The organism is Vibrio sp. Vb0304, assembly GCF_033338995.1.
Classification (GTDB): domain Bacteria; phylum Pseudomonadota; class Gammaproteobacteria; order Enterobacterales; family Vibrionaceae; genus Vibrio; species Vibrio alginolyticus.
The window spans coordinates 41,195-50,285 of the sequence record NZ_JAWOTT010000028.1 but is presented as its reverse complement, the minus strand read 5'-3'; the positions used below and the strand labels follow the sequence as shown (position 1 = coordinate 50,285).

At 46.1% G+C, this 9,091-nt stretch carries 7 protein-coding genes; all 7 read right to left on the bottom strand.

Annotated elements, in window-relative coordinates; genetic code table 11:
• Positions 1–507: 507 nt before the first annotated feature.
• Positions 508–1,662, bottom strand: coding sequence for a flagellin (locus R7P35_RS21265; RefSeq protein WP_005382038.1), 1,155 nt, complete (start codon positions 1,660–1,662; stop codon positions 508–510).
• A 427-nt stretch (positions 1,663–2,089) separates the two neighbouring features.
• Complete coding sequence (gene flgL / locus R7P35_RS21260) at positions 2,090–3,283, bottom strand: flagellar hook-associated protein FlgL (protein ID WP_005382037.1); 1,194 nt, start codon at positions 3,281–3,283, stop codon at positions 2,090–2,092.
• 13 nt (positions 3,284–3,296) lie between these two features.
• Positions 3,297–5,237 carry a flagellar hook-associated protein FlgK gene (flgK, locus tag R7P35_RS21255; RefSeq protein WP_065274248.1) on the bottom strand — a complete coding sequence of 647 codons (1,941 nt, stop codon included), beginning with the start codon at positions 5,235–5,237 and terminating at the stop codon, positions 3,297–3,299.
• Positions 5,238–5,396: 159 nt separating this feature from the next.
• Complete coding sequence (flgJ, locus tag R7P35_RS21250; RefSeq protein WP_065274247.1) at positions 5,397–6,323, bottom strand: flagellar assembly peptidoglycan hydrolase FlgJ; 927 nt, start codon at positions 6,321–6,323, stop codon at positions 5,397–5,399.
• 16 nt (positions 6,324–6,339) lie between these two features.
• Positions 6,340–7,431, bottom strand: coding sequence for a flagellar basal body P-ring protein FlgI (locus R7P35_RS21245; protein WP_005393118.1), 1,092 nt, complete (start codon positions 7,429–7,431; stop codon positions 6,340–6,342).
• Positions 7,432–7,474: 43 nt separating this feature from the next.
• Positions 7,475–8,254 (bottom strand): flagellar basal body L-ring protein FlgH, encoded by a 780-nt coding sequence (flgH, locus tag R7P35_RS21240; RefSeq protein WP_005382033.1) that lies wholly within the window; start codon positions 8,252–8,254, stop codon positions 7,475–7,477.
• Positions 8,255–8,284: 30 nt separating this feature from the next.
• Positions 8,285–9,073: a flagellar basal-body rod protein FlgG gene (flgG, locus tag R7P35_RS21235; protein ID WP_005382032.1), complete on the bottom strand. Its 789-nt coding sequence runs from the start codon at positions 9,071–9,073 to the stop codon at positions 8,285–8,287.
• Positions 9,074–9,091: the final 18 nt, after the last annotated feature.

Sequence of the window (9,091 nt, the reverse complement as noted above, 5' to 3'; positions counted from 1 at the left end):
TGGTGATTTCTCCAATTGATTTTCCGGTGTAGCGGTTTCCGACGTCTCGGAAAACCAAGTAGTTCTCTCAAAGTTACCTCTATTAACGACACCAAATTCAGAAGCTTTAGAAAAAAGTTTAAAAAAATAACATTGCGAGATTTAGCTAATAAAATTGAAGAAAAGTAAGAAAAAGTGCTCAAGTTTCCACAAATCGAGCCGAGAGGGCTAAATTGTATAGAAAACCAGCAAAAGGAAACAATTAAAGGTAAGTTCGCAGACGATAGACGTGAAAATTAGAAAAGAAAAAGCCCCTTTTCCTTTGAGAGAACTGGGGCTAGGTTGGTCGCCAGAGCCTATGTGGAGATCAAGAGAAATGAACACATTTCCGGCATACCGAGTGCAACTTTACATTGAAAATGATTGGCAGGTGAGAGATGAGAGAGCCGCTCATTCTATTGTAAAGCTGCTTGCCAAAAGCCTGCATTCCCATCCACGTCTGAATGTATTGAGTACAGGCTAAGTAAACTACTGCAATAGTGACATTGCAGAGTTTGGCAACTGTTTCGCTTGAGCAAGAATCGATGTACCTGCCTGTTGCAAAATTTGTGCTTTGGTCATTTGCGTGGTTTCTTTCGCAAAATCTGTATCTTTAATTCGGCTGTTCGATGCGTCAACGTTTTCTTGGATATTCGCCAAGTTGTTGATGCTGTGACTCAAACGGTTTTGCTTCGCACCTAAGTCTGCACGTTGCGAGTCTACGTATTTCAGTGCCGAATCCAGCACAGAAATCGCGTTTTGAGAACCTTGTACCGTGGTCATATCAATATCTTGTACTGACGTTCTGATAGGTTCATCACTCAGGCCAAGCTCAGATGCTAATCCACCAGAAATGGAAATCTCGCCCTGAACGTTTGGATGCGCGACAAAAACTTGCAACTTGCCATCTTCACTTACAGACGCATTAATCATATCAGACTGACCATTAATGTAAGTGGCAAGCTCTTCGATGTCGTCGCCCGCTTTGGCATTAATGTTGATTTCTAGATCATCAACATTGCCGTCTTCGTCTTCACCCATACCTGGTAGCGTGATCTTCAAGTCAGATTTAGCTGGGTCAACGCTCCAGTTTTTATCTTTACCATTTTCAGATAAGAAGGTCACACCGCCCATGCGAGTATCGTCCGCACGAATGCTGGTGAGTCCCATGATCATGGCTTCTCCTGAGCTCGCACCAATCTGGAATGCTGCTTCACCGAATGAGCCGTTCAATAGACGACGACCACCAAATGAAGTGGTTTCTGCAATACGGTTTAGCTCGTCAATCAATGCCATTGACTCTTCGTTGATCGCCTGACGCTCAGCTGGAGAGTTAGTACCGTTCGATGATTGAATCGCAAGGTCACGCATTCGTTGCATGACAGAGGTTGCCTCATTCATCGCACCTTCAGCGGTTTGTGCAATCGAGATACCATCGTTCGCGTTACGCATTGCGACATCTAGGCCACGAGACTGTGCAGTTAAGCGGTTAGAGATCTGTAGACCTGCCGCATCATCTTTTGCACTGTTAATCTTATGTCCTGAAGATAAGCGCTCCATCGACGTGTTTAATTCATCAGTCGCTTTGTTTAGGTAACGCTGCGCGGTCATCGCGGAGACGTTAGTACTAACTGTTACAGCCATTTTGCTCTCCTGTTGAGTTCGCAAGCTTTTGCGAAGCGGCCAGCTTTACTCTCATTTGGATAAGCACTGACCGTAAAAGTTACTTGCTAAATCTGCCTTAAACGCAGGGTTTAGAATCTCTAAATCTGTTCTGATATTTTCAATACAATTTGTGTGCCAACTTGCGTAAATTATTTAACTACTTTTAAAAGAATCAAATAAACAATAAGTTAGCTTTATCATTAAGCTATTTCCGGTTTGTCAGACTCATCTTAGCCCAAGGGTATTGAACGCTGCCCTGTTGCCGCCCGACTTGCCTCCCGCATCATTGCCGCTTTGGGTAAAATCGTGCCGCATGACATCTCAGACTCTCAGGTTACGTCGACTTATCGCGCTTAAGGCTTTGCACATAAGGCATCAAAATCAGACAATGCGTATGAGTGTCATACTAGATGTAGTTAAACAACGTTAGATCTTTGGTCTTACCGAATGCTTGTTGCGATGCCTGTAACGCTCGCGAGTTTTCACTGAACTCGATCACGGCTTTAGAGTAATCCAAGTCCTCAAAGTTGCTCTTCGCTTTTGCCAGAGACAAATTAAAGTCTTCATGATTTTGCTCTTGGATATCCAGCGTACTCAATCGAGCACCGGCATCTGTACGCGCTTTATTCAAATGGATAAAAGCAGCGTGGAATTCTTCTGTCATTTGGTGCAATTTAGCAGTCGCCGACGTATCCGAAACCGATTTGTCTGACCATGCCATTGCATCCTTGAAGGTATCGAAAATGCTGAACTCTGCCCGCTTTTCGATCTCAATGCTGTCACCAGGCGTAATTTGGCCTTTTACGTGCACTTTCAGGCCTTTGTATTCAATCCCTTTCTCTGGAGAAAACTCATCGGCATCCACTACTTTGCCGTTACGCTCTAATTGGTAACCAAATTTGCCGTTATTCATATCGACAAATGTCACGCGATACGCGGCATCATCCTTCGCGTCAACGTTAGTGGCTTTGTTTAGCAACAGCTCAGAGCCGTTTTGTAGATCGTAATTCGGCTGATAGTCGCCAAATGGGTTTGGTATCTCCATAAACAGCTTGCTGCCAGGATCGTTCATTGGCATCTCGAGCATGCTAGAGACTTTCATTTTGCGCTGATAATCGTCTCCAGCGTACTGAACACTACCGTCTTTATCGCGATAGAATGGTTGACTTTTTGGCTTAGTGCCCGCAAACACGTAGTTACCAGATTCATCTTGCGAGTTCACTAAGTTAAGGAAGTTGTTCGCAATCTCTTCTAACTCACGCTTCTTTGCTTGTCGGTCTTCAGCAGAAAAGGCACCGTTAATCATCTCCATCGTTAAGCGCTTCGACTCGTCGGCAAAATTCTCCGCATTGGCGATATTAACTTCGTGGTTTTCTAAACGATTACGCACCAACACTATCGAGCTAAGATATTGTTGTAGCTGTTCTTGTTGCTGACTAATGTTTTGGATGTAATGCGCAGCGAGGGGGTCGTCACTAGGTTTCAGTAACTTTTTCCCTGAAGCAAGTTGCTCTTGGTTGTGGTGAACCTTATTCTCTTGACGACGCAGATCATTTTGTACGGACTGATAGTTATGGAAACTAGAAATTCGGGTTAGCACTTATCTCTTCTCCTTACCTCAGTTGTAAAATGGTATTGAAGGTATCATTCGCCGCTTGCATCACACGTGATGAAGCCATGTACGCTTGTTGAAACTTCATCATGTTGGCCGCTTCTTCATCGAGGTTAACACCAGAAATAGAAGCAACGCGCTCTTGCGCCGCTTCATGCTCTAAACGAGCGACGGAGGCTAAACGGTTTGCTGTAGAAGACTTCAGTCCAACTTCGGTATTGAGGTTATGATAAACATCGATCAAGGTACTGGATTTTCCATCCATCATCTTGTCTGTTTGGATCTTCTGCATTTTTCTCAAGTTGCCGTTACCACCTTCAGAAGGCACCAAGTTTGCGGTGAATTTATCATTCATCAGAGCGCCTTCGCTCAACTCAAACACGGTTGCATCGCCGTTTTTATACAGCGGATGGCTTTTCGGCACTGATATTTCAATCATCGGGTTATCTTTATCTAACGGGTATGAGTATTTGTCCGATAGTAAATTACCCTTGTTATCCGTGATCTTTAACCACGGCTTATCATGCTTCTCGTCGGCTGGTTGTACGGTAACCTCAAACTCTTTAACATCCCCCGCCTCACGAATTTTAAACTTGGCGTTACCTTGGGCAAAAGTGGTTGAGGCTTCATAACTTTGTGCGGCAATAGCTTTTGCGTCATTGGTTTCCATCTTTATGATGGCTGCACCACTTCTCGTTGGGCGTAGCAATACGCGCTCACCGGCGGCAAGGCCTTCACCAATTTGCACTTTCATACCATCCAGAACAAACGACGAATCCGAACGGTCGATGTTCAACGACATTTGCTCACCTTTCGGTGTTGTCACGCTGTATTGGTCGCCATCATAACGCAGCGAATATTCACCACCTTTGATCGCGGAAATATCCTCGATGTAAACCGCAACATCAGCTTGAGAGTCAGGCGCAGCAAAAACTCGAGATTTTGCCACCAGCTCAGAGTTCACATCGGTAAATACGTCTTTACCTATCTTACCGTTGAGATCCAGACCTTGAGATTGCAGCTGATTAATTTTGTAGGAGAAGCCCGTTGCTAAACGGCCCATTTCATCTTGCAGTTGTGGGATGTGTTTGTCGCGCATTTCAAGTAAAGCGCCGATTTTTCCATCCATATCATCAGACTTGATCGCTTTAATGCCATTCCCTTCCACCATTGCTAATCGTCTTTGATGAACATCCGGATAGCCATCGATCATTTTGAGCTGGCTTGCTTCCGTGCCAGAAACAAGTGTGTGTCCATTGCCGATATGAACATTAAACCCTTCCGCATTTTTGCGTGGGGTTACGGTAACTTTGGTGTACTCTGACAGCTCAGTAACCAGCTTTTCATGCTGATCCATCAGGTCATTATGTGGGCCGGGGGTGCGCATCATCAGCCGATGAATATCGCGAATTTCCAACGCAAGTTGGTTAACGCGCTCAATGCCCATATCCAATTTTTTATTGGTGACATCAGATTGCAGTCGAACGGTTTCGTGGAAATCATTTAATGTATCAGAGAAGATTTTCGCCTTTTCCAATACCACTTTTCGTGCCCCTAAATCGTTCGGGGTATCTGCCATGGTTTTTACCGCATCGAACCACTCATTCAGGTTCTCGGGAATTTTCTTCGATGCCACGGAGCTCAACATGCTAGAGAGCATATCAAGATTGTCTTGGGTATCCGTTTTGTTGGCATTGTTGGTCGACGACAGGTTCAGTTCATTCACGGCAAACTGATCCCACGAGCGGCGAACATTTTCCACATGCACACCCATGCCGTAGGTAGAACCACCAAACATGCGCGGATCATTCGTGCCTTGGATAACAGACTGACGGCTATAACCCTCTGTATTAACATTAGAAATGTTATGACCAGTGGTGTTTAATTGTCTCTGAGCAGTAAGCACACTTTGAGTACCTACATTCAGAAGATCTGACGCCATACATGCCCCCGAAAACGAAATATAAATCGGCAAACCGATCACCTAGACACATTAAAAGCAAAAGATGTGCCAAGTGATAGAAAGGCGTAGATGTTCAGATAAAGTGAAGGCTTGCACTATGGCAAGCCTTCGAGAACGTCATAAATTTTCGCAGAGACATTACATACTTTCGATTTTATCCTTCACCTGCAGGACTTTATCTGCGTAGTTCGGATCGGTCGCGTAACCCGCACTGTGGATACCGCGAATAAACAACTCTGAACTCCCGCGTTTCTGCAATGCTGTCTCGTAACGTGGGTTGTCATTCAAAAATCGTACAAAGTCATTAAAGCTGTCTTCGTAACTTGAGTAGGAGCGAAATGCTGCCGTCTCTTTCACTGGCGTGTTATCGTGGAACTCTAAAGTTTGAGTCGTCACTTTGTCACCCTGCCAGCTTCGATCTGCTTTGATGTTAAATAAGTTGTTGCTGCTGCCACGCGCGTTCTTCACGACCTTTTGTCCCCACCCCGTTTCCAAAGCGGCTTGCGCAAGTAGCAAAGATGGCTCGACACCTAAGGCTTTCGCAGCTTTCTCCGCGTATGGCTTCATCGAGTTAACAAAGGATTCTGGTGAATCGAATCGAGTGGGTTCATTGCTTGGTCGAGATAATTGACCAGATTCAATCAAGCGCTGTTCAATCTCGCGCGCTTTTTTCGGGTCAACACGACGATATTCCGCAGCATTGTTTGCCGCATCACGCATAGCCGTTTCTTTTTTGTCGTTCCCTTGCCCAGCCGTTAATTGCTTAACAATCATATCGGCCAGTCCCATTGAACCAGACGAACTCAATTCACTCGCCATCTGTTCATCCAACATTTGTCGGTAGAACTTCTCGTTTTGGCTGTTCATCATGTTGGACTCAAAGCCCTCATTGGCTTCACGCATGGATTTCAACATCATGGAGGTGAAGATCGATTCGAACTGACGAGCAGCCGCATGCAATGCTTCTTGCTCGCCATCTTTTCCCTCTTTCACTGCTTTTTGACGCAGAGTATCCAGAGAACTGATGTCATGGATAAAACCAATGTCGTTAGGATTGTTCATTATACCTACCTCCTAACCATTAAATGATGATCAACTGGCCTTCAATGGCACCAGCTTGCTTCAATGCTTGTAAAATTGCCATCAAGTCCGAAGGCGCAGCCCCGACTTGGTTCACGGCACGGACCAAATCATCCAACGTTAAGCCTGGTTCGAACTTAAACATTTTGCCTTGCTCTTCGCTGACTTCGATATCCGAGTCTGGTACGACTACGGTTTGCCCACCAGAAAAGCCGTTAGGTTGGCTAACATTCAGGTTTTCTTTGATCGCAACCGTCATGCCGCCGTGCGTTACTGCTGCTGGTTTAAGACGCACATGCTTACCAACTACGATGGTGCCCGTGCGAGAGTTAACGATGATTTTGGCTGCACCATCTGCTGGGTCGAACTCTAGGTTTTCGATTGCCGATAAGAACGCAACACGCTGGCTGACGTCACGAGGAGCACGCACGCGCACTGATGTCGCGTCAACAGCGCTCGCCATTTGTGGGCCAAGGAAGTTGTTTACAGCATCCGCCATACGTTGAGCCGTTGTGAAGTCTGACTCAAGCAAGTTGAACGTGATGTAATCACCACGACCAAATGGGTTTGGAATTTCTCGCTCTACTGTCGCACCACTAGAGATAAGACCAACGGTTGGATTGTTACCTACGATTTTAGAACCGTCAGCGCCTTCAGCACTGAAGCCGCTCACTACTAAGTTACCTTGAGCAACCGCGTAAACTTGACCGTCGAGACCTTTGAGGAACGTTTGTAGTAGCGTACCACCACGCAAACTTTTAGCACTTCCGATGGAAGAGACAGTCACGTCCACTTGCTGACCCGGTTTAGAGAAAGGCGGCAACTCTGCCGTAACCATGACTGCGGCAACGTTTTTAATTTTTGGCTTTGTGCCCGGCGGCATCTGAATGCCGAAGTTTTGCAGCATGGCGGCGAAACTTTGCTCTGTAAACGGGTTCGCTTCACCCGTACCAGGTAAGCCTGAAACCAAACCATAACCCACGAGTTGGTTGCTTCGTACACCTGCCACTTGCGCGACGTCTTTGATACGTGCGGCTTGGGCTACGGTAGAAAACAGAGCAACGCTCATCAGTACTAAAAGGAGTTTTTTCATGCTTACTTATCTCTTGCAGTCAAATTGCCGTCAGCACGGCGTGTTATAGCGCTACATTAAAGAATCGTGCCAAGAAGCCTGGCTCTTGCATATCTTGTTGCAAACCAGTCCCTGAGTATTGAATTCTTGCGTTAGAAACGCGATTTGATGCAATGGTGTTGTCGAAATTAATATCATCCGGACGAATAGTGCCACTTAAACGTATGTACTCATCACCCGTATTTAGCGTCATCCACTTCTCACCGCGGATCACGAGGTTGCCGTTTGCCAGTACTTCGATCACCTCAACAGTGATGTAACCACTGATGCTGTTGCTCTGTTTTGCAGAAGAGTCACCTGCAAATGAGTTGGAGTTGTTTAGGTCATAAGAGAAATTATATTTTCCGCCAATTTGCAGCTCTTCTCCGCCCACTTGAAGCGGGTCCATTTGCGCTTCATTGGTTTTCGATAAATCGGCATTTGCGCTTTTCGTCGCACTGGTTGTCTCATCCAGTGTTACGGTAATAATGTCGCCAATACCACGTGGTTTAGAATCGTCGTATAGATCGGTAATGTGCTCGGCGCTAAACAACGAACCTGTTGCAGCAGCGTAATGCTCAGGTTTGTTTTTCGGATGAATTGGAGCCCAAGCAGGGTCGCCAGCAACCGGATCACTTCTACCACGTAAAGTATCTACAATACCGCTGCTCTCTTCTTTCGATTTATCGCCTTCTACTGCGTCGACCACAGTGGTTGCTTGTGTCACTTCATCCGTTTCAATCGGTTCCAACATGGCACATCCCGACATCGTAGCAATCAAAGCGAGTAGGCAAATACGTTTCATCGTGAGCTCCTCAAATCTTGCTCTTAATCGTTACAATTGCTGGTTAACGAAGCTCATCATTTTATCGACTGACGAGATCACTTTTGAGTTCATTTCGTAAACGCGCTGGGCTTCGATCATGTTGACCAACTCTTCCGTTACATTCACGTTGGACGCTTCCAGCATGGATTGACGAATTTCACCCAAACCGTCCAAACCTGGAACACCCTCTTGTGGATCGCCACTGGCACCCGTTGGTAAGTAAAGGTTCTGACCAATTGGCTCTAGGCCACCCGGGTTAACAAAATCTGTAATGGTTAACTGACCAACGACTTGGTTGTCTTGCTGCCCTCGGACGCGAACCGACACTTCACCATCCGTACCGACAGTAATAGAAATCGCATCTTCTGGAATCACAATTTCAGGCTCTACAGGGTAGCCAGAACCCGACGTGACTAACGTGCCTTCACCATTTAGCGTGAACTGACCGTTACGGGTATAACCGATGTTGCCGTCCGGCAATGTCACTTGAAAAAAGCCGTCGCCTTCCACCATCATGTCCAGTGCGTTGGTCGTTGTCTGTGCATTGCCGTGCGTGTGCACTTTTTGCGTCGCAACCACTTTAGAACCCGCACCTAGCATCAAGCCACTTGGCAGTTCCGTGTTCTGAGATGACTGGCCGCCAGGCTGGTTGATGTTCTGATAGAACAGATCTTCGAATACTGCACGGCTCTTTTTGTAGCCGACAGTAGAGGCGTTCGCCAAGTTGTTCGAAATCGTGGCAATGTTGGTTTGTTGGGCGTCTAGACCTGTTTTACTTACCCATAGTGCTGGATGCATAGTGAACCTCTAACTCTG

What these genes read in the sequence shown, in the direction of transcription:
- flgG (WP_005382032.1), bottom strand. Translation starts at nt 9,073, where the DNA reads ATGCATCCAGCACTATGGGTAAGTAAAACAGGTCTAGACGCCCAACAA.
- flgH (WP_005382033.1), bottom strand. Translation starts at nt 8,254, where the DNA reads ATGAAACGTATTTGCCTACTCGCTTTGATTGCTACGATGTCGGGATGT.
- R7P35_RS21265 (WP_005382038.1), bottom strand. Translation starts at nt 1,662, where the DNA reads ATGGCTGTAACAGTTAGTACTAACGTCTCCGCGATGACCGCGCAGCGT.
- R7P35_RS21245 (WP_005393118.1), bottom strand. Translation starts at nt 7,431, where the DNA reads ATGAAAAAACTCCTTTTAGTACTGATGAGCGTTGCTCTGTTTTCTACC.
- flgK (WP_065274248.1), bottom strand. Translation starts at nt 5,237, where the DNA reads ATGGCGTCAGATCTTCTGAATGTAGGTACTCAAAGTGTGCTTACTGCT.